Origin of the sequence: Bacillus sp. FSL K6-3149 (genome assembly GCF_038630515.1) — a bacterium.
Taxonomy (GTDB): Bacteria; Bacillota; Bacilli; order Bacillales; family Bacillaceae; genus Bacillus; species Bacillus pumilus.
The window spans coordinates 863418-885526 of record NZ_CP152034.1; the positions used below are offsets into that span (position 1 = coordinate 863418).

A 22109-nucleotide genomic window follows, 5' to 3' on the forward strand; every position below is an offset into this window, starting at 1 on the left:
ATTATACCGGTACAATTTATCAATACATATATCATTTCAATTAACATATCAAAGAAAAATCGGTATGTGCTATAATCAAAGACAATAAATCGTGAAAACAAAGAGGAATGGCTATGTTAAAGTATCAACAAATTGCGAGCGATATTGAAAAATATATTGTCACCCATGAGCTGCAGCAAGGGGACAAGCTTCCTGTACTTGAAACCCTCATGAGCCAATTTGCTGTGAGCAAAAGCACCATTATCAAATCATTAGACCTACTCGAAAGAAAAGGAATTATCTATCAAGTGAGGGGCAGCGGCATCTTTGTTCGAAGACACAGACGCAAGGGCTACATCAGCCTTTTATCCAATCAAGGGTTTAAAAAAGATTTAGAGGAATTTCAACTGACTTCAGAGGTTTTAATGCTAGACACCATCAAACCGCCTGAAGAAGCAGCGCTTAATTTGAATATTGAACAAGATGAGGATGTTTTTTACCTCAAACGCATCCGTTACATCAATGGACAAACCTTATGTCTAGAAGAATCCTATTACAGAAAAACCATCATTCCCTATCTCAACACAGAAATTGCCGCCGATTCTGTTTTTAAATTCATCAGTGAAGGCCTTGGGCTCAAAGTCGGCTTTTCCGATATGTACTTACAAGTGGGCAAACTGAATGAAACCGAAGCAAAACACCTCGGCCTCAAACAAGACGATCCCGCTCTCCGCGTCGAAACCGTCTTTCATCTCACAAACGGCCAGCCTTTCGATTTCTCGAAAATCACATATAACTACATGCAATCCCAATTTTTTATTCAGGCGAATAATTATTATGGGTGATGGATGGAAAAAGCCTCCTGAGACAATCAGGAGGCTTTCTTACGATTTACCTTTCAATCTTTACACATTCCCTCCTTCTTTCTTGAGAAGAAATGCCGTCAATCGCCACATCACCATAATAAATGTCTATATGATCTCTTTTGCCAATTAGAGCAACCGGAAAAGCATGCTGTTCTTGCAGGCACTTTTCGAACTCATCTGGATGAATCTCTACTTCAATTTCATGTCCAATGAAAGCATATTCAAACGTCAGCGTATGATAAAGGTCCACAAGACAGCGTATGATCTCCTGCTGAAGATGAATGAAATCATGAGAAACAACCTCTGTCCACTTTAAAGAGATAACAAACCCTACATAACCTGTTTCTTTTTGTATGTTGATGGTCATATCATTTAGCTTCGATCCCGACAATACAAACTCCATATAATAACCATCAAAGACATCGTCTTTGATGGTATTTTCTTTTATTCTGTGTTCAATCCACATTTCGCCATCAGGATCCTGACTAAACTTTACTTTGGTAATAGACATTTCTTTTTGAGCTAGATAATCAGACAATTGGCGAAAAGTATTTGGTAAATGAATGGCCTCATAAAAAACGATTCCCATATTGATGTATCCACCCATAGCTATCATGCATCCCTCGCTTTATTTTTTCTTTCATTATACTTTACTCAAACCTGTATTCTGAGAAAACTCATCCCCTTACATGAACACCTCCGATTTAAAGTATCAAAAAGATTCATTTTACGAATGCATTGAACAAACTTATGATAAACGTAACAAGAATGTACAGGAGGATTCATTATATGAGAGACATTAGAGTGTACCACGTCGATGCATTTACAACTGAGAAATTTGGAGGAAATGCTGCTGGGGTCGTGTTGGATGGTGATCTTTTAACGGAGGATGAGATGCAGAATATCGCCAAGGAGTTGAATTTACCGGAATCTGTCTTCTTGCTGCCTGCCCATGATAAGGAAGCCGATTATCGCGTCAAATACTTTACACCGACGGAAGAGGTTAATTTCTGCGGGCATGCGACTGTTGGATTGACTTGGCTTTTGGCGACGGAGCTTGGGCTGGCAAAAGAGAAAACAGGGGTCGTGTTAGAAACGAAGATTGGCAATGTTCCTGTTGTATGGCACGAAGAAAATGGCAAAGTCATCGATGTGGAAATGACGCAGGTGACGCCGAAAACGCGAGATTTTATGATTGATTTAGAAGAGCTTAGTGACATGCTTGGTGTCAGCAGTGACCGCATTGATCCATCTTATCCTATCAAATTAGCAAACACCGGAAACTGGCATCTTCTCGTTCCGATGAAGCACCAGCAAGACATTGATCAAGCGGCACCGAACTTAGCGGCATTAGGGAAAATGAATAAAGAACAGAATATCACGACGACTCACCTTTATACATTTCATACCACAAAAGAAGTTGATCTTTACACGAGGGATTTTGCACCTGGGATCGGTATACCCGAAGATCCGGTGACAGGGGCAGCAAATGGAGCATTGGCTGGCTATCTTTATTTAGAGGGTATCATTTCTCAGCAAGAAATCACTCATCTGAACATTGCCCAAGGGGATGCCATCGGCAGGCCTGGCATCCTTCGTATCACGGTCATTCCGAATGAATCAAAGCCTGAGATCAAAGTGGCAGGCGCGGCGGTTATCACTATTCGCGGTGTGTTGACCTTATAAACCATCAGCTTGAATGGGAGGCATTTCGTTCAAGCTGATTTTACTTGAAATGATCTTTGACCACTTCGATCCATCTTTTGGCCGATGGGGATGCTGCTTTGAATGATTTGAACGCCAAGTTGATCTCACGATAGACGCTTGTCTCAAGTGGAATCACTTTCGTATGAGACATCTGCGGCGGCAAAATTAATGTCGGAATGATGGTCACTCCGAGCCCTTCTTGAACCATAGAAATGAGCGTATTGTTGTCTCCAATTTCAAACAAAACTTGAGGCTTCACGCCTCTTTCTTTTAATAATTTCTTAATGAGCAGATCACAGCCCGCTTTTGGCATAATGAATGATTCATCATGTAACGAGTCAACTTCTATCACTTTCTTCGTATTGAAGCGATGCTCCTCTTGCATGAGCACCACCAATTCATCTTGAAAAAGCGGAACGGTTTCGAATTCTCTCGATGGCTGCGTTAAAAAACCAACATCAACCGTACCAGACGCAATCCTATCCTCAATCTCCTCATAACCACCTTCATATAACTCTACTTGGATATTGGGATACACTTTGGTAAAACGGTGAATCAGCTGCGGAAGCATTTTTGAAGAAAAACTAGAGAACGTTCCGATCTTGATACTCCCCACTTCCATCCCTTGAATCAACGCCGCCTCCTGTTCAAGCAATGACGCATGATGAATGATTTGCCGAATATGCGGCATCACCCGCTCACCTGCGTCCGTTAACGCCAGCCCGTTTCGATTCCGCCGAAGCAGCACAACCCCTAACTCTGACTCAAGCTTCGCAATATTATGACTGACTCCAGACTGCGTTAGTCCAAGCTTCTCCCCGGCTTTTGTAAAACTACCGCATTCAACGACTGTTAGAAATACTTTGTATTGGAATGTGATCAGTTTGGTCACCTCGTATCTTCATATTGTAAATCGAAAAATAACTCAACATGTCTAATTTATCTCAAGATTCAATATTTACCTATAACCACTGAGATATTTTGCTAAATTTATGATACGATAATAGGCAAAAAGACTACAGGGGCTTGCTAAATGAGTGAACTTATTATTGAAAAACGCGATTTTATGACAGATCAAATTCTTTCTTTACGAACAACCGTATTTCATAATCAACCTATTGTCTATATTCTTTATGATGAAAAGAAGAAACCATCTGCTTATATTGGTCAGTCAGTTCAAGCTAGCAGACGTTTGAAAGATCATTTGAAAGACCAGAACAAGAATAAACTAACCAAAACCATTCTGATCGGACATGAACGCTTTCATCAATCTGCCTCTTATAATATTGAGACAAATCTCATAAACTACTTTATTGCAGAAAATCGTTTTCAATTAAAAAATGTTAGCCAAACACGATCGAGGGAGATGCACCATTATTATCAGAAAGACTTTTACAATGAAGATGTCTTTGAAGAGGTGTGGAAGCAGCTTCAACAAGAAAAAATCGTCACTAACTCAATTGAAACATTAAGAAATAGAGACATTTATAAGCTTTCTCCTTATAAGGAATTGTCATCCCAACAAGTAGAAATTAAGAATGAAATTTTGTCTTTTTGTAAAGAGCATATCAAACAGTCAGGGCATCATGTTATTTCGATAGAAGGTGATGCAGGAACTGGGAAAAGTGTTTTACTGAGTTCCCTCTTTAATACAATTCAAGATTTATCAAATGATATGGAATCTGTCTTAAACAAAAAGAACAATTATTTACTTGTAAATCATGCAGAGATGCTTAAAACATATCAAAACATCGCCAAGAGTCTGCCAAATCTGAAGAAGAAACAAATCATGAGACCAACCTCGTTTATCAATCAGATGACAAAGTCAGGTGATATGGCTGATATCGTGTTAATTGATGAAGCCCACCTTTTATTAACAAAAGATGATAAATACAATAACTTCCATTACCAAAACCAACTAGAGGAGATTATCAAACGAAGTAAAATCACCATTGTCATTTTTGATCCAAAGCAGGTACTCAAAATTAAAAGCTACTGGAATGAAAAATTACTCGAGGAAATAACAAACAGATACCATGCCAAGACTGTGAAACTTACAGAACAGATGCGTATGCATGCTGATACTGATACGTTGAAATGGATTGACCAGTTTGTCTCAAAACGATTATTAACTCTGCCTAAAAAACAGGAATCTTTCGAACTCAAAATTTTTGAGAATCCTCATCAATTTAAAACTGCCATTCAAGAAAAAGATAATGAAGTAGGCCTATCCCGCATTGTATCTACCTTTGACTTTTTACATAAAAAAGATGGAGCTGCCTATATCGTAGATGAAGACGGTATCAATATGCCCTGGAATTTTACAAATGATAAATGGACATGGGCTGAACATGCAGATTCAGTTAGAGAAGTGGGCTCAATCTATACGGTTCAAGGATTTGATTTAAATTATGTCGGCGTCATACTTGGCCCTTCTATCAGCTATGATGAAGAAAAGGATGAACTTCTTATTGACACGTCAAATTATAAAGATACAGGTGCATTCACATCAAGAAGTGACATGTCAGCAGAGGAAATCAAACAGGCAAAAGAAAAGATTATACTAAACTCAATTAACGTTCTGATGAAAAGAGGCATCCATGGTCTTTACATTTATGCAATAGATGAAAAATTGAGAAGGAAATTACAAGAAATAAATGAGGGAGGCAAATATGACTGAAATCAAAGATTTAATACATTCGATTAACCAATTTAGAGATGATCGAAACTGGAGACAATATCATAATCCAAAAGACTTGGCCATCTCAATTTCGATAGAAGCAGCTGAACTGCTCGAAGACTTCCAATGGAAAAGTAATGAAGAAGCTCTTGAGGCGAACGAAAAAAATATCAAAGAGGAAATAGCAGATATCTTAATATATTCTCTTATGCTTTGTTCAGATCTTCATCTAAATGTGAAAGAAATAATTGAAGAAAAATTAATAAAAAATGCAGAGAAGTACCCCATTGAAAAGTAAAGAAACATGATTTGTTCTACTGATTAATGAAGAAGAGTAATGTCCTACCACTCTTCTTCATTTCATTATGCTTTAAGAACATATTTATCTAATTTGTCGTTGTCGACGACGAAGACCTAGACGCTGCTTCATCAGCCTTCACACAATCAATCGCAACAACGAGTGCAATCATCACAGGCTCCATCTCTTCTTTCAAAATATCGACCTTATAACTATCTCCCCATGTAAACCATTCCTTCTTCACCTGGCCGATCACTTCGCCGTTTTGCAGCACTTGGAAATTCATATCCCACCAGTTACCCTGCACTTCTGCACCCGCAGCATCAATTGAATATTTTGCTTTAAAGAACGTAAACTCTTTTTTGATCGTCAATACCTCTTGACCACCAACTTCTACTAAAAACTTCGGTAAAAAGCTAAACATTTTCTTCGTAATCACAGCAATTTCTTCTCGTTCTGTATTCAGAATGGTGAACGTCTTCGGCACCTTCATAAAGCTGCCCTCGACTACATACACATCGTTCTCCTGCTGATCCTTTACCGTAAACCTGCCGCTCAGACTAAATACTTTCTGCTTCATATATAGTTGCTTCATACGTACCTCCGATTAAATTTAAACATTTATCAGTCTTTTATCCATTCTTTAATTACATCTAATTATACCAAAAAATAGAATGATCAAATAACATGTCAGAACTCATGCAAGTTATAATGGAAATATAAACAAAATTGAGAGGGGAACTCATGAAAAAAATCACGTTTTTTGATTGGACCATTGAATTAAACGCTGTGATCTGGATAGATGAAAACAACGAGCTACAAATCAAACCTACTTGGGATTGTGTCATTACAATTGATCCAACCAACAAAACTCTAACAATCCGGCAAACAGAAGAAGTGTTCGGAGATTTATACGAGTAAAAACAGGAGGATTTATGAAAAAAACTACTTTTTTTGACTGGAAAGTTCACTACCCTGAACATTTAACAGCAGTCAAAGATGATACAGAAAAGAAAATGGTTTTTCTAGAACAGACCGTTGAATTTAAAGGAATTATCCGTATTGATGAGAATAATGAACTGCAAATGAAGCCGACTTGGGATTGTGTCATTATGATTAATGCAAAAAACATGTCTGTCACAGTTTGTGATGCAGAAGATGTTGTAGGTTTGCCGTAGAAATTAAAAAAAGTCTCGTTTGAGGGAAATCACTCAAATGAGACTTTTTTATTTAGTTAGTATTTAATAACCATTTACAAAGTAAGCAATGGTTTCTACTTCATCTTCTGTCAGTTCTCTGTTCAAATGTGCTTGATATTCACTCACGATTCTCTGCCGATCTCCACCATAAAGATCAGTGTATTTCGCAATCATCCGAAGCTTGTCCGCTTCCTGACGAAACTCCTCTTTTGTCCACGGTCTTTGATGCGATGGAATATACGTATCTGCATCAAAAGCTTCTAACTCATCTAAAAGACGCAATGTTTCCTTCATCGTATAATGTACTTTTTCGGCATACATTTTCGGATAAATGCAATCAGCAAGAAACAGGATTTTCTCTTCTTTCACATACACGATCACTGAATCTGCGGCATGATCGCCCCCAACATGTTGCACGATACACGTGACCCCGCCAAGATCAATTTCCATCCGACGGTCAAACGTGACTTCCGGTAAAACCACCTGAATTTCTCGATGATTCTTATATTCTTCTTTTATCGCCTTCGCGCAAAACTCAATCTCCGTTCCTTCCCTCACCCGCTCATCAATCGCCTCATCTGACCAAGAAAACGGAAGAAGCTTCTCCATTTCCTTTCTGGTTTTTGCAGAAGCAATTGAAACCGTATCAGGCAGCGCAGGCAGTCCAAAAATATGATCCCAATGCCAATGCGTGAGGACAACCATATCAGGCGTGGCGTTCTCATGCTTTAAATTTCTTTGGATGAAATAGTTCGCATGATCTTTTGAGTTACCAGCATCGATCATTAATGTTTTGTTATTGCCTTCGACCATGCCTAGGATGGGACGGTCGGTTCGTGATATTGGTGTGATGTAGGAGAAGGTTTGGCCTATTTTTTTGATTGTGTGCATGGTGTGCCTGCTTTCTAATATTCAGATTTTATTCTCGTAGTGCGAAGGTAAACCGAATCCTATTTCTTTAATAAGTATTTGGCTAACTTTCGATCTTCTTTATCCTTTGTCTTCACAGCAATATGTTCAATCAATTCTCTTGTGGCCGCTTGCTGAGAATACGAAGGAGACCATTCTTTTAATACACTTAAAGCATGATACTGTAAATTTCCATCATCTGATCTAAGTGCAGCTTGAATCAATGACAATCCTACACCTTCGTGTTCATATAAATCTTGCACAATATATTGTAGACAAGCCACTTCATCATCGGAGAGGTTTAATAACGATAAATGTGTTTCTGCAAATGTGCAAAGCTCTCTAATATGCTGGTGATGATTTGTGTCCATCACAGCAAAGTATATTTCACTATTTGCCGGATCTTTCTCAAGTAAAGCAAATAGATGTTCAATCACATCTAAACGATAAAAGAGAGCGATTTTAAGTGCTTGAGGGCTAAAACACTGTTGTAACGTATCAATTGCAAGCTTTGGCCATCTACTGTCATTGATAAACGGTTGAACCGCTTCCTGGATAGCCTCATATTCTTCCTGTTTCCATGAATCATTCAATCGGTCTTCCCAAATCTCTTGATCATCATTTAAAAACTCATTTATTTTCAAAATTGGATAAAAGTCCTCAATTGTTTGGCAGTGCTTATGAGCATGGTGAATAAAACGGCAGAGAACTGAGCTTGCATTTGGATACTCATCGATTCCGTAGATAGAAACCTCATCTTCTAATAATGCTTGAATGATGAGACTCGCTCCATCATATAATTCTTTGGAAATTTCATCTTCGGATAAAGCTGATTCCAGATCACCATTAAGAGCACAAGTATAGCCTAAGTATTCATTCATGATTGTATTTTCGCAGCCCTTTGTTAGTAGCCATCGTTTTATTTCTGGCGTCGAGGCTTCCAATTGCTCAACAGCCGAAATCTTCCCCCATCCATCGACGGACTTTGCAAGACGCCAAACATGTTCGTTTCCTTGAATTGTGCCATTCTTCAATGCAAATGCGACATAAGAAGTAAATTCTTCATGCATACCTATTGTGAATAAAAGCTCTTTGTATTTTTCGCAGTTCGTACATCCCAGTATCATGACTGCAAATTTGACAACCTCCCGATGCGCTGCATGTTCAAGAAGCCATAACGCTTCTTGCTGTACAAGAGACTCATCCCATTGTGTTTGCTGAAATCGTTCAATTAACTCACTGCTGCGGCTCGCCATATTGTTAGAAATGATTTTTTCATATGTTTTCTTTCTAGTTTCGTTTGTAGGATGATTTAGTTGTTTTTCAAAAAGCTTCAATAATTTCTTCACATAAAAAGGAGCAGGTCGTTCATCTACATAATAATCAGATAAACCGGGAGCCAATCGTGGTTCATTTTCGTCAAATAAATAATCTTCATCAGGTAAACGATCATCTACTATTTTATGATGTGCTTGAATTTGTCGTTGAATAAAGGGAACGATTTTCTCTTTATGATCCCATGGGAGAAAGTCTATCTTCATTGATTCATCTAAAACCGTTTCATGATCTACCTTCACCATACAACGAAATCGTACATACCCACCAAGTTTAACGGACACTTTGTGTTTTGTACCATCTTGAAGCTCCAATATCCCTGACAATTTTGAATAAGGGATCATATGAGTCAATAAACTTTTTCGTTGTTTTTTATCAACTGTCACACCATCAATGATTAGTTGCTCTTCTTTTATTTGGTTTGTAATTTCTATAGAATGCCCTTTATATTCAATTTTCCATGTTTTATTTATTTCTTTTTCTACATCTTTTATTACGTTACGTATTTCATGTTTAAAGTCAGCTTTAAAACTCATGGAATTCTCCTTAAAGTAATTTATGGCTAAGATTATGATCAGTGAATGTTATTATTACTATGTTTTTAATATTTGCTTTCATTTTATATAATACGATATTTAATAAAGAAAATCTTTAAATAATAAACTTATAAAAAATAAATTTCCCTTACCTTTCCTAGTTATTATTCTGAATAAAAATAAGCTTTTAATTTATGATATAACTCATTGACATACTACCAATCAATTATCAATTCAAGAATCGCTTAAATATCTATTTAAAGATTTTTGAACCCTGAATAGGTTAATATTTTTATTTTAAGTTTTTACTGGCGACATCTTTAAATGCCAAAGCAGCGCTTACTATTTGTGCTACGATAAAAGTAATCACAACTGATTTATCAGATCGAAACCTCTAAATATAAAAATACAGATACAACTTAAAAAATAAGAAAAAAGTCATCATTAAATTTCATTTAAAACATTATTATTTACTTATTTTATCTTTTCATCATTTAACAGCGTGTATAGCTATGTTAGTATGGCATCCAAAGGAGGATGATAAGTGATGAATATTAAATTAAAAAGCACGTTAATCAAATTGGTAGCCTCTCTATTTATGTTGAGTGCCGTGGCTCTACCAGTTTCACCTAAAGATGCAAATGCCACAAAGTCACAAGCCACATATAAAGTGGAAAACCTTAATGATAGTGAATTAAAGATGACGTTCGATCATGCTGATGTTCATATCGATTCTAAAGGAAATGCGATATTGGAAGATCAAATAACGGATGAAAAACAAGTTCTTCCTAAAACATCGACCGATAAAAACGATCATCCTGTTAATTTGCATTATGAAAAAATTAAAAATGGAATTTTAATTAAAGTTGTGAGTGAAAAAACGAGCGGAAAAATCAGTACTCAATCTGTTGGAAAATGTATTCTAGGTACTAGTGGTGGGGCAGTAACCGGAGGTGGTACACTTGGTCTTGCTGGCGCTGCTGTAGGAACTGTCACGATACCTGGTATCGGAACTGTAGGCGCTGGTGCAGTTGGTGCAATCACTGGTACTGTAGGCGGAGCAATGACAGGAGCTGCTGCATCTTGTTTTTAATGAATTGCAAAAAGGGTACTCTCTTTTTATCCTAAAGGGAAGGTGATCATGGTGTATAAAATCATCATTCCATCTATACTAATCATTTTTTTTCTCTGGATTCTATTACAGATTTCACTAGAGATGAGCATATTTAAAAATCCAATGAATTATTTTATCTTATTCATTCTTTTCTTTCTTATTATTAAGCTGGTAAAAGAGAAACAATAGGAACTTATGGGATGTGCTAGAGGAGATGAATAAATTCATCTCCTCATATTTAAAAACTCCTAGACACACCACTTCAATAAACAAAAATCTCTTAATAAGCTTCGAATTTTATTTATAGTCTAATATCGGCTCTTTATCCTTTACATCTTCAAAATACTTAGTAAACGATGAAACACCTGAATAAGATATTGATAAATACTCTTTAGCACGAGTCATTCCTATATACATTAAAGACACTTCTTTTTCTTGATCCTCTTCATACTTTAATGGCATTAGATCAGCTTTCACAATAAAAACTGAGTGGAAGTCAAGACCTTTACTACTATCGAGAGAACAAATTTTGACTGTCTCTTCCTCTGGATTGAACTTATGTTTGGTTGCACCATTTTCAGTTATCCAATTGTAAGGAATATTCTTTGTTTGAAATTCAGATTGAATCGCTGATATATAATGGTTATTATATCCCTTTATACGATATAAAATAGCCATTTCAGAGTAAGGTATGTTCTTTTCATTATGTTGATCCACTATTTGTTTAGTAATCTCCTCTATTTCTTCTTTAAAGGTATTACATCTTAAAAGCTCTACCTCTGGCCCTTTACGTTTCGTCTTTTTTGGAGGGATGATTTCGATTGTCTCTGCCTGTTCTTGTTTTAATTTAAGATCTAAAGCTCTATGGCTATCGTAAAATTTCCATCCAAAATCCACAATTTGTGACGTATTACGATAATTTATATTTAAGATTCTAGATCTACCTCTAAAATCAAGGCCCGTATCTTTCACATAGCTTCTACTTTTCCGATAATATCTTGCGCTCTATCTTCTACTAAAAGTAAAGATTGCATCTCTTGATCTAAGCATAAGCTGATGAGATGCAGCCAGCTCCCTTCAAAGTCCTGCCCTTCATCAATTAAAATGGCATCTTACTTTACAGGAGTTAAAGCATCATTTTCTATTTTTTCAATGTAATCATCTATTTCAAGTTCTGAAATACCATGATCTTTTTTAATCCAGTGATGAAAATTTAATATTTGTATATTATTTAAATTTAGTGTTTTTTTATGATCGGATGTCAGAAAATCACTAGCTATCATTGCTTCTTGATTATTTGGCTCAGGTGAACCGTATTCTGCTTCTACTTTGTCAATATCCACTTTTATTATTTCACCTTGTTTATTTACAGTAGCAGCTTTTGTATATAAAAATTTAAGCTGTTCTGCCATTTCATTAATAATTTCTTCTTCGGTTAAATCCTCAACAATTTCATCGTTATCGTTTTCATCTCTTTCTATATTGTCTTGTGACCCCAAATTTTCAAAACTCATTACTTGGAAATCTTTTTGTCCTTCAATATTGAATGTTTCTTTTGCCTCTGAAAACGGGGCCAAAATAATAAAATTTCCTTTTTAAATCCAAATACCTCCATAAAATAAACACTAGATTTCATTCACCCGCATTATATCGGCGCTATATGTCTATATTTATATTAAAATAAGCTTAAAATTCATAATCCAAATGTATTATACGAAGATGTTTTTGTAGTTTTTTCATAATAAATTTGCTGTTTATATGAATTAAATGTTAAAAAGTTAAAAACAATTAGAATAAAAAAAGGGTAGGTAATAGCATTAATTTGCTATTACCTACCCTTTTACTTTTATATGTCAAAAAAATCTACCTACTTATGATAAGGCTCAACGAGATAGATCTATATGAGGTTTTCATTTCATTTTAGCTTCAAGGATTCAAAATCCCATTTTCTTATATCATTCTTTTCAAATAAATAATTGACCAAATTTTTTGTATTTGTACTAGAGGCATTGTACTCCACATCACCTAACGGGCTTGCTTTAATTATTTGTTGTATTTCGTCTATTAATACTGGACTTTCAATATTAATATCAAAATAGTAAGATATTGTAGCTAGGACCATTGATATACCTACATGGTATTTAGACATACGCTTTTCAGTAAGTTTATATATACTGCTCGAGAATGGATATTCTACTTTTTCTGAGATTTTAAGCATCAACAAATTAAATTCCTCAAATTTCTGTTTTAATACCTCTAGATTCTCATTTTCATTATTTTTAAACTGGGCTGCTTTACCTTGTAAAAAGTTAGTTGCAATTTCAACCCCATCTTTAGCAGACAAGTCTGGTCCATCTGTTAATATACTCAACAAGATACAAAGTTCTTGGTGGTTTTTTTGCTTATCTTTTCTATCTTTTGTAACATTATATATTTTGATTATTCTATCACTTGAAATATCTTTCTCTTTGTTATCCATATGTTTATTCAAAAAGTTAGTAATAAACTGACTTGTACTTGAATAATATGTTGCCATAGCAATTTCATGTTTTTCTAGTGGTTTAGTATTTCTGTTATATCTCTTAAATAATTCAATTTCTATTTTGTCATCTTCAAAAGGGTAGAATTCCAATATTGATAAGTGACTACCTAAGATTTTTATCTTGTTTTCCCTAGAAAGTTCGGAAAACCTACAGTTGGTAAAATCCTCTTTATCTCCTAGTATTTCTAAGTGCTTCAATGGGAATTTGTCTTTAACATACCTATAAATAGCAGTAAGTCGATGTTGGCCATCCATTACATGCCTTAGTTGTATTCCTCTATTACTAGTTCTCACTAAAAATATTTCAGGAATTGGTATTCCTAATATTATAGATTCAATTATTGAAGCCTCTTCAGTCGGAGAAGATCTATATTCTCTTTGATAATCAGGACTTAAAACTATTCCATGCAATACTTCCATTTGTTCCTCATCTGTTAGATTATCAAAACCGTTTTTTATATATTTTTCACCTTTATCTATAAAATTAACTAAATCTTGAACAGAGATTAAGGGTCTTTGATACTCAATTCTTGAATTAATTTTCATAAAATACACCTACCTAATCTTCATCATTTAAAAGTTTTATAAACTTAATAGTCTTTACCATATTATCCTTATCAGGATAGATATTCTCAAAAGTAATACCTAAATTAAATAATTCAGATAATATCTTTTGCTTAGATTCTTTATCTATTATTGCAACTTTAGTATAGTTGTTTAACATGGAATCTAATGAATCATTAGGCTCCACCTTCAAAAAGCACCCTTTTTGAAAATGTATTCTTTCATTAGAGTTCCCCACCCTTATAAAATAAGACTTATCTGAGTATGTTCTCTCTTTAGTAGACTTTAATTCTTTATCTGAGAAATCAACCAATTTAATATCATCTTTAATTACTTCTCTATTATAGGAAAGTGCATCAATGAAATATACTATTGAATGGTTTTCTAAGTAATCAAACTCTTCTACCGCAAATAATAAAGAAATGAGATGTGCCTCTGTGAAATCTAGGTAATTGGTAGGTAACCCAAAATGTTGTGCATAAGCCCGAATCTCTTCTTCATCTTTTTTTTCAATTGTATTATCATAAAATGCAACTTTTTGTTTAAAAAAAGATTCATACTTTGAAGAATGACTTTTGAAACTATCTTTATGCATTCTATGCAATGAGGGTAATAAAGTATAGCTACAATCTTTTTGTCCTCTCGAGACGTAATTTAAATTTTCGAAAGATGTAATGAAATCTATGTATGAAGAAACACTGTTAATTAATACACAGTTCTCTGGTGGAATATTATTTTTTTTTGATACAGTTTCTATAACGTGTTCCTTTTCCCATAATTCAATTTTTTCCATTTCATTCTTTAGTTTGCTATCACCTTCATATACATATTCGATAATAACCTTCCTATCCTGAAATGTAATTGAATCAGGCTCAATCAATTTAGAGAATACTTTCTTTATTTTTAATTCATCTTGTACAATTTGCTCTTTTTCATTACTATGGTCAATAATGTCTACAGAAAAATCTAATTTGATTAACTTAATCACATCGAACCATTTACTATGGTTATCTGGATGGGGAAATTCTTCTTTTAGAAAATCCTCTATTTCCTGATCGCTTATATTAGAGATTTCTTTATATTTTATTTTTTCTCTAATAAACATGTCTTTGAACTGTTTAAATTCTGTCTTTTCTAAGTCTATATCCTGAATATCAATATCCTTATTAACTTCTTCTATTATTTCTTTAAGAATCATATTGATTCCCCCTATTCAATTACGGACTCTATAATACCTTTTAGTAATGTTTTACCAATATATTCATTATCTATTTAATATAAAAAAAAGTAAACAGACTTATCTTTTGTTTACTTAGAAACTGAAAAACCCCACCTACTTATGATAAGGCTCCCCCCGAACAATCCGAAACGCCCGATAAACCTGCTCCACCAACACCAACCTCATCAACTGATGCGGGAACGTCATTTTCGAAAACGACAGTTTCTCATTTGCGCGCTGTATGACGGCGTCGCTTAGGCCAAGGGATCCGCCTATGACGAAACATACTTTGCTTTTTCCGTATGTTGCCAGCTTATCTATTGTATCGGCTAATTCTTCGGAAGTTTTCATTTTTCCTTCGATGGCGAGGGCGATGACGTGGGCGTCTGGGTTGATTTTGCTTAGGATGCGTTCGCCTTCTTTGTCTTTGATGATTTTCATGTCTTGCTCGCTGAGGTGTTCGGGTGCTTTTTCGTCTGCGAGCTCAATGATCTCGAGTTTCGCATAGGCCTGTAATCGTTTTGTGTATTCGGCTATGCCTTGCTTTAAATATTTCTCTTTTAATTTTCCTACTGTGATAATTGATATATTCACAGGTCATCCCCACCTTAAGAACAAGTTATTCATATAAGTTATCAACAATTGTGGATAAAATTTGTGTATTTTGTGTCCGATCATTCGTTCCCCACTATATATATTGCAGGTTCATCGCACAATTCACAGGTTGTGGATAAACTGTGTGTATGTTCGATTTTTCTGAATTCTGGCGGCGTTTCGTGATCATCTATGTACATGTCTAGTACGGTTTCTATATGTTCTGCACAAGCATAAAGTGATTTGTTCATAAGTTTCTAATTCCTCCAATATGTTGTCTCGTTATTCACAAGTGTTTCGTTCATTGTTCAATATAACCGATTTATTCACATGTTAATAGTCTTTTACCATTTTCCACACCTTTTATCCACAAACCAAATAAAAAAGCCTCCACTCCTGTGAAGGCTTCTTCCTATAAAAATGGATTATAAAATCTCGTTCCTCTAACAAATGTAATCACAAGCGACACGAGAAGCACCACGCCAACAAACAATAACGCCACATAATCTGCTTTTTGAAAATCTTTCGCCGTAAACCATGTGCGTTTTTTATGCTTTCCAAACCCACGCAGCTCCATCGCATTGCTGATCGTTTCAATTCGCTCTAGGCTAGAAAATATCAGCGGCATCACAATCGACAGCGCATTTTTAATCCGTTTTCCCAGTTTTTCATTCTTCGATAAATCAATGCCTCTTGCTTGCTGAGAAATTGCAATCGTTCGAAAATCACGCTGAATATCTGGAATATAGCGCAGAGCAATCGCTACAGCATAAGAAATTCGGTAGCTAACCCCGATTCGGCTGAGCGATGAGGCGAATTCACTTGGATTTGTTGTCACGATAAACAAAAGCGCTGCTGGCATTACGGTCACGTATTTCAGTGTAATGTTCAACTGATAGAAAAGCTGTTCAAGTGTGACGTTGTACCAGCCTGCAATGTGAAATAGCTCGTGCTTTGCTCCGTAGATGGCGACACCTTGCTGCGGCGCAAAGATATAAATGGCGATGTTGTTGATGACAAGGAAAATCGCCAGGACAATCACCACGAAGGAGATATCACGAAATCGCACGTTTGATAGCTGAAAGAACACGATACTGGCAACTAGCATAAACACTAATACACCTGTATCATACGTGAGCATCGCTGCGGATGACCAGAGGATAAAGCAAATGAGTTTGGTTGCCCCTGTCAGCCGATGAATCGGCGACGGGCGGTCGATATAGGACAGCATGTCTACAGCCATGTCATTCGCTCCTTTCTGTCCACCTCAATGAAGCGATCCACGAGCTCATTTGGATTTGGCCAGTCTGCTTTCAGTGCCAGTTCATACAGCGACGTTTCCTTTAAGCTCGCCTTTTGGACAAGCAGCTGATCTGTCAGCACTTTAGCAGGTGTATCATCTGCGATTTTTTCTCCATCAGAAATGACAATAGTTCTTGTCGTATATTCAAGCATCAAATGCATATCATGGGTGATCATCAAAATCGTGACGCCCTGCTGATTTAATTGCTCTAAAAACGTCATCATCTCTGTGTAATGTTTAAAGTCCTGTCCTGCGGTTGGTTCGTCTAGGATAAGGATTTCTGGCTCTAAAACAAGAATAGACGCGATGGTGACACGTTTTTTCTGTCCAAAGCTGAGGGCTGAGACCGGCCAATTCCGAAATGGATACAGTCCGCACACTTTCAGGACCCGCTCCACCCGTTCCTTGATCTCGTCTTCCTTTACCCCTCTTAAAACGAGACCGAGTGCCACCTCATCAAAGATCATTTGTTTTGAAATCATTTGATTTGGGTTTTGCATGACGACGCCGATTCGTTCGGAGCGCTGTTTGATCGTATCTCCTGTGATGTCATCGCCATTTAAAAGAATTGACCCTTTCGTTGGCTTTTCAAATGCACAGAGCACCTTAGATAATGTCGTCTTGCCTGCGCCATTGGCTCCTGCGATGCTGATCATTTCTCCTTTTTTGACGGTAAAAGAGATGTTGCTCAGCGTATTTGGTCTTGTTGGATAGTCAAAGCTCAGCTCGCGCACTTCTAGTAAATCCTGTGCTGCAATCTGCTCTACTGACGGCTCAGATGCTTCCATCCATTGCTCGATTTTCTCTTTTGCCTCGTCGTCTAAGGTGAGACGCTGTAAATCAGCGATCTGATCTCCCGGTGCAACCGGAATGCCTGCATATTTCATAGCTTTTACATATAAAGGCTCACGTAAATACGCCGCTTCTAATACATTTGAGGCAAGCAATTCATCTGGTGTCATATCCGCTGCTATCGTGCCGTCATTGACGACGATGATGCGGTCCACATGGCGGAAGAGGACGTCCTCTAATCGGTGCTCGACCATCACGACGGTTTTTTTCGTTTGTTTTTGTAGTCGATCAATGAGATCGATCACTTCTTTACCTGTTGCGGGGTCAAGGCTTGCAAGTGGTTCGTCAAACAGCAAAATGTCGACATCGTTGACAAGTACGCCTGCGATGGCGACACGTTGTTTTTGACCGCCTGAGAGCTCATGCACGGACGATGCCAGCTTGCCGTCTACCTCTGTTAATCTTGCTGCTTCCTCGACACGTGTTTTCATTTCTTCGCGTGTGACTTGATCATTTTCAAGTGTAAACGCGATATCTTCTCCAACGGTCAGCCCGATAAATTGTCCATCAGGGTCCTGCAGCACCGTTCCGACGAGCTGTGAAAGAGAGAAAATGTTTTCTTTTTCTGCATTTTTCCCGCCGATGTGAAGACTTCCTTCCATAGAACCTTTATAAGACGCAGGAACTAGCCCATTGATGCAATGGGCTAGTGTGCTTTTTCCCGATCCAGACGGGCCTGCGATGAGGACTTTTTCGCCTTCATAGATGGTCAGGTTGATATCTTTCAATGTCGGCTCTGCCTGACTGCGATATTGGAATCCGAAATGTTCGAATTGAATCATCGGTTTCTTCATTTATGTGTTCCACCTTGCTTCATGATGTTTCTTTCGATAGACTGCCGCTTTTGCTTCTCGTTTTTGCATAAGCTGCAATGATGATGGTTCCTAGTACACCGACTGTGATGATGTTTGAGATTCCCGCCACGATGCCTTGAACAAATACTTTGTTCGCAGGTTCTGCATAGATCACAATGTCGAGTACCGGGGCAATGACAAACCAGCCCAATGCCTGTGCGCCTGCTTGTACGGCATTGAAGAGCGTGATTTTTTTCCAGCCAAAGTCGCCCTCTTCTACTTTTAAACGGTTCGAAATCAAGCCAATCAATAACCCAACAACACCTGAAACGATAATCCAGCTCCACCAAGGGCCAAATGTGGTGGCATCTTTAATAAGATGACCAATAAACCCAATCAGTGCGCCTGCAACAGGACCAAATAGCACGGCCATTAATGCAAGGAATGCATACGATGTCTCAATTTGTGTATTCGGAATCCCAGTTGGAATGGAGACGAAGCGTCCTAAAATCACAAAGACGGCTGCGCCAATTCCGATGGCAACGACAGTTTTCGTTGAAAGTTGTTTACCTGCCATGATGTATCCTCCTCTTATTCGTATATAATGCGCGGAGCTTTGCGAATCGAAAGGCGCCAGCCTGTGCCTGTTCCGATGTTATAAGCCTTTGCAAATGACCCTTGATTGATCGCCACGCCTAAATGATCGAGTGAATTGACATATACGAGTGGTTCGCCTACCTTTAAATCGGCAAAAGATCGTCCATAGGTCATGATATTTTTATACACATTTTTTGGCCCGTTGGCAATGGTAACTTCTATTGCATCCCCATAATTGATTGAAAGCTGCTCAAATAGCGTATGATGAATGTTTGTCCAAAGGTTTCCGAACCTCACATCTAAAATATCAATCGTTCCTGTGATGACCTCTTCTTTCGCATAAGCCTGTACGACTGGAAGGTGAATAATATCATCAATATCCGCCTTTGGCCCAACCTCTTCAAAAGAAATCACACCTGAAGCGATTCTCGCCCCTGTATACGCGTAAATATCTCTCCCGTGGAATGTATGTGATTTTCCCGACTTCGGCAGCCGGTTAATGGTTTCATCTAAATAACGGGCTTCCGCTATGCCAATATCCTGCGCGACGTGCGTGAGTGTCCCGTTATCTGGGGTAATGATGTAGTGCGAGCTTGTGGTTTTGACGACAAGACTCTTTCTTTCTGACCCTACGCCTGGGTCAACGACGGATACGAATACCGTCTCTTCCGGCCAGTATGTGACGGTTTGGAGCAGGCGGTAAGATGCCTCCCAAATGTCATACTGCGGAATATTGTGTGTTAGATCAAAAAGGCGGATGCTGCTGCTGACCGTATTTGCCACTCCGTACATAGCGCTGACTGCTCCATCATCAATACCGAAATCTGATTGTAAAACCAATGCATGTTCACTCATGTCAATCTCCCTTTCATTTGAAAAAATGGATGTGGTGTTTCACGTGGAACATTTGAACATTTGTATGAAAAAAGTGGACAATAAAAAATACCCCATCCTTATCTTTGAATCATAAGGACGAGGTATTTGTCTCGTGGTACCACCTTTATTTACTGTTTGCTCGCGCTAAACAGCCTCTACAAGTACAAAGCTCCAATCTGGCTCATATACTGTGGTTTTGATAACGAGTACCAACTCTCGTCGTGTCCTACTAATATCATAGATATGTTCAGCACGAGGCTCAGAGACCATTTTTCGAATCATTATTTTTGCTTCTTTTCAGCTGCCGAAGCTCTCTGTGGAAAAATTGATGATTGTACTTTCTCTCGTCATTGCCTGTTTAACTATCTTGAATTAAAGCTATCATACATGATGTTTTTTGATAAATCAAGATATTTTTCTGAACATTTTCAAAAATGAGTCAACTGGTGTTGAAAGAGTCTTCTTTTTATAAAATTTAAACAAATGTTAAAGAGCAAGATATGGTGTCTTTCCTTTCTAGCGGTATAATAAAGATGAAGGGAGGTACAGCGTGTGTGGACCATCTGTATGAATGAGTTTAAGCAGCTCTTCAAAAGCACAAAATCCATTTTAACAATTGTTATTATTTTCATTTTATCTACTTTTGTTTCAACTCTACCGTTTATTGCTGCTCATCAGGACAAATGGGAGGCAAAGGATCCTTATTCCATTGGGAATGAACTGGTGATGTCGTTATTTGGTTTCTTCCTTATTTTCTTATTGTCTCACGATATTTTAAGCCGAGAAATTCATTTGAAAACCATTCGTTTTCTCGTCAGTAAAACCACTCGTTTGAACATTATTATCGGGAAATATCTTGGACTGATGCTGTTTTGGCTTAGCTGTATCATGACGACATACGTACTGAATATGGTGATTTCACATCGTTTCCTGTTCTCTGATGCGTTAAAAATCTTAACCTTTATCAGTGTCGGTATCTCATGTGCTTTATTTTTGTCCATGCTCTTTCCAACCCCACAGAAATCAATGTTTGTTGGGATGTTGTTTTCCTTTCTTTTCCCAATCGTCAGTATGATATCTGTTCTTTCTTCAGAACGATTGATTCATTGGTTCCAATATATGACGCCTTATTATTATGTGCGCTTGAGTGAGCCGCTGACCTATATACTCTTGAATACAGCATTGACCGTTATCTTACTCATTGGAACAGCACTCCTATTTCAAAGGAGGGATGTCTAAATGCTACATACAAAAGAACTCACAAAAAAATATCGGACAAAAGTCGCGATAGATCACATTACCCTTGATGTCAATCAAGGTGATATTTTCGGACTCATTGGACAGAAGGGTTCTGGTAAGACGACGTTTTTCAATATCATTACGGGAATTTCCCGGCAAACCTCTGGGACGTTCACGATGATGGATATGCCTTCATTAAAAAAGGTGAGGCAGCATATCGGTGTTCTGCCTGAATATACGGATTTATATGAAGGGCTTACGGCACTTGAACATATTGCCTACTTATCAAAAATCACCGGGACGCGCCAGAAAACGAGTGATTATGAAGAACTGCTCGAATTTGTCGGCTTAGATCGCTATCATCAGGAAAAGGTCGGTTCGTTCACACCTGGTATGAAGAAACGGCTCGGCATGGCGCAGGCTATCGCCCATCGCCCCGAATTTATTTTACTCGACGAGCCTTTTGCTGATATTGACGCAGATTCAATCTTGCACATCCAGCAGGTCATTGACACGTTAAAACATGAAGGGAAAACCGTCTTATTAACGGCTGACCACCCAAGGTTCACAAATAGTATTTGTACAAAAACTGCTTTTATTTCTGAAGGAAAATTAGTGTCCCCCCATACACATCCTCAAGAGAAAACCATCACATCCTCAAACATACGTGCAACCTTCAAGCATGCGTGGATTGATGATGAGGTGAAGCCTGTTCTCACGCAGTACTTACAAACTGTTGGAACAGATCTTGTGATCAGTGATGACGAGACCTCATTGTTGATTCGTTCAGAAGCCCAAGTCCCATCGATCATCCGCGCTTTCGTGAAATGCAAAGTTGATTTATACAGAGTTACGGCTCAGGATGCCATGAGTTCCTCATAAAAAAGCACCGCATGCGATCCGCAC

General features: G+C 37.5%; 25 protein-coding genes and 1 other annotated feature. Of the genes, 10 read left to right on the forward strand and 15 right to left on the reverse strand.

The genetic code is table 11. From position 1 onward, the window contains the following. Positions 1-113 precede the first annotated feature (113 nt). The gene (locus MHB83_RS04435) at positions 114-824 is read left to right on the forward strand and encodes a GntR family transcriptional regulator (protein ID WP_050944627.1); all 711 of its coding nucleotides are present in this window, start codon (positions 114-116) and stop codon (positions 822-824) included. Between the two features lie 46 nt (positions 825-870). Here the strand turns inward: MHB83_RS04435 and MHB83_RS04440 are convergent, their stop codons facing one another. Next, on the reverse strand, positions 871-1434 hold the full coding sequence (locus tag MHB83_RS04440; RefSeq protein ID WP_342496676.1) for an Imm64 family immunity protein: 564 nt from the start codon (positions 1432-1434) through the stop codon (positions 871-873). A 200-nt stretch (positions 1435-1634) separates the two neighbouring features. Here MHB83_RS04440 and MHB83_RS04445 point away from each other — a divergent pair, with 200 nt between their 5' ends. Next, positions 1635-2531 carry a PhzF family phenazine biosynthesis protein gene (locus tag MHB83_RS04445; RefSeq protein ID WP_342496677.1) on the forward strand — a complete coding sequence of 299 codons (897 nt, stop codon included), beginning with the start codon at positions 1635-1637 and terminating at the stop codon, positions 2529-2531. Positions 2532-2571: 40 nt separating this feature from the next. Here MHB83_RS04445 and MHB83_RS04450 read toward each other — a convergent pair whose 3' ends face one another. Then, positions 2572-3444, reverse strand: a complete 873-nt coding sequence (locus tag MHB83_RS04450; protein WP_335356272.1) for a LysR family transcriptional regulator — start codon at positions 3442-3444, stop codon at positions 2572-2574. Between the two features lie 141 nt (positions 3445-3585). Here MHB83_RS04450 and MHB83_RS04455 point away from each other — a divergent pair, with 141 nt between their 5' ends. Continuing rightward, the gene (locus MHB83_RS04455) at positions 3586-5232 is read left to right on the forward strand and encodes a DUF2075 domain-containing protein (protein WP_335356271.1); all 1647 of its coding nucleotides are present in this window, start codon (positions 3586-3588) and stop codon (positions 5230-5232) included. Beyond that, complete coding sequence (locus MHB83_RS04460) at positions 5225-5530, forward strand: nucleotide pyrophosphohydrolase (protein ID WP_335356270.1); 306 nt, start codon at positions 5225-5227, stop codon at positions 5528-5530. The genes MHB83_RS04455 and MHB83_RS04460 overlap by 8 nt, the downstream gene beginning before the upstream one ends. Before the next feature lie 88 nt (positions 5531-5618). Here the strand turns inward: MHB83_RS04460 and MHB83_RS04465 are convergent, their stop codons facing one another. Beyond that, complete coding sequence (locus MHB83_RS04465; RefSeq protein ID WP_335356269.1) at positions 5619-6125, reverse strand: LURP-one-related family protein; 507 nt, start codon at positions 6123-6125, stop codon at positions 5619-5621. A gap of 149 nt (positions 6126-6274) precedes the next feature. On the opposite strand from MHB83_RS04465, the gene MHB83_RS04470 reads away from it, so the two are divergent. After that, a complete protein-coding gene (locus MHB83_RS04470) occupies positions 6275-6451 on the forward strand; it encodes a hypothetical protein (RefSeq protein WP_170965958.1) in 177 nt (58 codons plus the stop codon). Positions 6452-6465: 14 nt separating this feature from the next. After that, entirely contained in the window at positions 6466-6708 is a 243-nt protein-coding gene (locus tag MHB83_RS04475; RefSeq protein WP_335356268.1) for a hypothetical protein, read from the forward strand. 63 nt (positions 6709-6771) lie between these two features. On the opposite strand, the gene MHB83_RS04480 is transcribed toward MHB83_RS04475, so the two are convergent. Continuing rightward, entirely contained in the window at positions 6772-7620 is an 849-nt protein-coding gene (locus tag MHB83_RS04480; protein WP_310026455.1) for an MBL fold metallo-hydrolase, read from the reverse strand. A 59-nt stretch (positions 7621-7679) separates the two neighbouring features. Next, on the reverse strand, positions 7680-9509 hold the full coding sequence (locus tag MHB83_RS04485; protein ID WP_342496678.1) for a hypothetical protein: 1830 nt from the start codon (positions 9507-9509) through the stop codon (positions 7680-7682). Between the two features lie 547 nt (positions 9510-10056). Between MHB83_RS04485 and MHB83_RS04490 the strand changes: the two genes are divergently transcribed. Both MHB83_RS04490 and MHB83_RS04495 read left to right on the forward strand, forming a co-directional pair. Further along, positions 10057-10602 (forward strand): Pathogenicity island protein, encoded by a 546-nt coding sequence (locus MHB83_RS04490; protein WP_342496679.1) that lies wholly within the window; start codon positions 10057-10059, stop codon positions 10600-10602. 51 nt (positions 10603-10653) lie between these two features. Then, the gene (locus MHB83_RS04495) at positions 10654-10812 is read left to right on the forward strand and encodes a hypothetical protein (RefSeq protein ID WP_034620347.1); all 159 of its coding nucleotides are present in this window, start codon (positions 10654-10656) and stop codon (positions 10810-10812) included. Positions 10813-10920: 108 nt separating this feature from the next. Here the strand turns inward: MHB83_RS04495 and MHB83_RS04500 are convergent, their stop codons facing one another. The 10 genes from MHB83_RS04500 to MHB83_RS04545 form a co-directional block, all read right to left on the reverse strand. After that, positions 10921-11595, reverse strand: a complete 675-nt coding sequence (locus MHB83_RS04500) for a 3'-5' exonuclease (protein WP_342496680.1) — start codon at positions 11593-11595, stop codon at positions 10921-10923. Between the two features lie 140 nt (positions 11596-11735). Beyond that, complete coding sequence (locus tag MHB83_RS04505; protein WP_342496681.1) at positions 11736-12200, reverse strand: hypothetical protein; 465 nt, start codon at positions 12198-12200, stop codon at positions 11736-11738. 338 nt (positions 12201-12538) lie between these two features. Further along, complete coding sequence (locus tag MHB83_RS04510; RefSeq protein ID WP_342496682.1) at positions 12539-13711, reverse strand: DUF262 domain-containing protein; 1173 nt, start codon at positions 13709-13711, stop codon at positions 12539-12541. Positions 13712-13724: 13 nt separating this feature from the next. Further along, the gene (locus tag MHB83_RS04515) at positions 13725-14927 is read right to left on the reverse strand and encodes an FRG domain-containing protein (protein WP_342496683.1); all 1203 of its coding nucleotides are present in this window, start codon (positions 14925-14927) and stop codon (positions 13725-13727) included. A gap of 135 nt (positions 14928-15062) precedes the next feature. Next, positions 15063-15542 (reverse strand): 23S rRNA (pseudouridine(1915)-N(3))-methyltransferase RlmH, encoded by a 480-nt coding sequence (gene rlmH / locus MHB83_RS04520; RefSeq protein ID WP_342496684.1) that lies wholly within the window; start codon positions 15540-15542, stop codon positions 15063-15065. Positions 15543-15622: 80 nt separating this feature from the next. Beyond that, on the reverse strand, positions 15623-15793 hold the full coding sequence (locus MHB83_RS04525; protein WP_008360116.1) for a CxxH/CxxC protein: 171 nt from the start codon (positions 15791-15793) through the stop codon (positions 15623-15625). Between the two features lie 161 nt (positions 15794-15954). After that, a complete protein-coding gene (locus tag MHB83_RS04530; protein ID WP_310026468.1) occupies positions 15955-16785 on the reverse strand; it encodes an energy-coupling factor transporter transmembrane component T in 831 nt (276 codons plus the stop codon). Further along, positions 16776-18491, reverse strand: a complete 1716-nt coding sequence (locus tag MHB83_RS04535) for an ABC transporter ATP-binding protein (protein ID WP_310026471.1) — start codon at positions 18489-18491, stop codon at positions 16776-16778. The genes MHB83_RS04530 and MHB83_RS04535 overlap by 10 nt, the downstream gene beginning before the upstream one ends. A 19-nt stretch (positions 18492-18510) precedes the next feature. Continuing rightward, positions 18511-19068 carry an ECF-type riboflavin transporter substrate-binding protein gene (locus MHB83_RS04540; protein ID WP_041508071.1) on the reverse strand — a complete coding sequence of 186 codons (558 nt, stop codon included), beginning with the start codon at positions 19066-19068 and terminating at the stop codon, positions 18511-18513. A gap of 14 nt (positions 19069-19082) precedes the next feature. Then, positions 19083-19943, reverse strand: a complete 861-nt coding sequence (locus MHB83_RS04545; RefSeq protein WP_137054112.1) for an S-adenosyl-l-methionine hydroxide adenosyltransferase family protein — start codon at positions 19941-19943, stop codon at positions 19083-19085. A gap of 110 nt (positions 19944-20053) precedes the next feature. Then, positions 20054-20324: a binding site (T-box leader), on the reverse strand. 192 nt (positions 20325-20516) lie between these two features. Here MHB83_RS04545 and MHB83_RS04550 point away from each other — a divergent pair. Both MHB83_RS04550 and MHB83_RS04555 read left to right on the forward strand, forming a co-directional pair. Continuing rightward, on the forward strand, positions 20517-21203 hold the full coding sequence (locus MHB83_RS04550; protein WP_003215033.1) for an ABC transporter permease subunit: 687 nt from the start codon (positions 20517-20519) through the stop codon (positions 21201-21203). Next, positions 21204-22085, forward strand: coding sequence for an ABC transporter ATP-binding protein (locus MHB83_RS04555; protein ID WP_342496685.1), 882 nt, complete (start codon positions 21204-21206; stop codon positions 22083-22085). Positions 22086-22109: the final 24 nt, after the last annotated feature.

Bases quoted from the DNA above. Each gene is read 5' to 3' on its own strand.
- MHB83_RS04530 (WP_310026468.1), bottom strand. From the start codon at position 16,785: ATGGCTGTAGACATGCTGTCCTATATCGACCGCCCGTCGCCGATTCAT.
- MHB83_RS04470 (WP_170965958.1), top strand. From the start codon at position 6,275: ATGAAAAAAATCACGTTTTTTGATTGGACCATTGAATTAAACGCTGTG.
- MHB83_RS04455 (WP_335356271.1), top strand. From the start codon at position 3,586: ATGAGTGAACTTATTATTGAAAAACGCGATTTTATGACAGATCAAATT.
- MHB83_RS04545 (WP_137054112.1), bottom strand. From the start codon at position 19,943: ATGAGTGAACATGCATTGGTTTTACAATCAGATTTCGGTATTGATGAT.
- MHB83_RS04510 (WP_342496682.1), bottom strand. From the start codon at position 13,711: ATGAAAATTAATTCAAGAATTGAGTATCAAAGACCCTTAATCTCTGTT.
- MHB83_RS04525 (WP_008360116.1), bottom strand. From the start codon at position 15,793: ATGAACAAATCACTTTATGCTTGTGCAGAACATATAGAAACCGTACTA.
- MHB83_RS04435 (WP_050944627.1), top strand. From the start codon at position 114: ATGTTAAAGTATCAACAAATTGCGAGCGATATTGAAAAATATATTGTC.
- MHB83_RS04480 (WP_310026455.1), bottom strand. From the start codon at position 7,620: ATGCACACAATCAAAAAAATAGGCCAAACCTTCTCCTACATCACACCA.
- MHB83_RS04440 (WP_342496676.1), bottom strand. From the start codon at position 1,434: ATGGGAATCGTTTTTTATGAGGCCATTCATTTACCAAATACTTTTCGC.
- MHB83_RS04555 (WP_342496685.1), top strand. From the start codon at position 21,204: ATGCTACATACAAAAGAACTCACAAAAAAATATCGGACAAAAGTCGCG.
- MHB83_RS04535 (WP_310026471.1), bottom strand. From the start codon at position 18,491: ATGAAGAAACCGATGATTCAATTCGAACATTTCGGATTCCAATATCGC.
- MHB83_RS04490 (WP_342496679.1), top strand. From the start codon at position 10,057: ATGAATATTAAATTAAAAAGCACGTTAATCAAATTGGTAGCCTCTCTA.
- MHB83_RS04460 (WP_335356270.1), top strand. From the start codon at position 5,225: ATGACTGAAATCAAAGATTTAATACATTCGATTAACCAATTTAGAGAT.
- MHB83_RS04515 (WP_342496683.1), bottom strand. From the start codon at position 14,927: ATGATTCTTAAAGAAATAATAGAAGAAGTTAATAAGGATATTGATATT.
- MHB83_RS04445 (WP_342496677.1), top strand. From the start codon at position 1,635: ATGAGAGACATTAGAGTGTACCACGTCGATGCATTTACAACTGAGAAA.
- MHB83_RS04465 (WP_335356269.1), bottom strand. From the start codon at position 6,125: ATGAAGCAACTATATATGAAGCAGAAAGTATTTAGTCTGAGCGGCAGG.
- MHB83_RS04485 (WP_342496678.1), bottom strand. From the start codon at position 9,509: ATGAGTTTTAAAGCTGACTTTAAACATGAAATACGTAACGTAATAAAA.
- MHB83_RS04475 (WP_335356268.1), top strand. From the start codon at position 6,466: ATGAAAAAAACTACTTTTTTTGACTGGAAAGTTCACTACCCTGAACAT.
- MHB83_RS04540 (WP_041508071.1), bottom strand. From the start codon at position 19,068: ATGGCAGGTAAACAACTTTCAACGAAAACTGTCGTTGCCATCGGAATT.